Origin of the sequence: Stenotrophomonas sp. SrG (assembly GCF_050031795.1) — a bacterium.
Classification (GTDB): domain Bacteria; phylum Pseudomonadota; class Gammaproteobacteria; order Xanthomonadales; family Xanthomonadaceae; genus Stenotrophomonas; species Stenotrophomonas rhizophila_A.
Genome location: NZ_JBNBBE010001403.1, coordinates 1 through 235 on the forward strand (window position 1 = coordinate 1; position 235 = coordinate 235).

The window sequence follows — 235 nt, forward strand, 5'->3', positions numbered from 1 at the left end:
CTTCCGCATGGCGTTGAAGCCGACCGCGGCGCGCCGCACGACCCGCGGCCCGGTCACCGGCACGGGCGCACGCTGCAGGCCGCCGCCCCGATCGGCCGCGGCCGAGGCCAGCCGCTGCAGCGGCGCGCTGGCGAAGCGCGCAACCACGTACGCCCGCACGCCAAACGCCCGCACCCGCACGGGCACGCACAGCGGGGACACCGCGAGGCTGCCGGTGTGGGCGATGGCCGGCGAT

1 protein-coding gene is annotated in these 235 nt (G+C 78.7%); it reads right to left on the minus strand.

What is annotated here, in order from left to right; translation table 11 throughout:
* The coding region (locus ACQG3P_RS24025) for a HAMP domain-containing protein (RefSeq protein ID WP_426806450.1) at nt 1-235 on the minus strand (235 nt) is incomplete at both ends.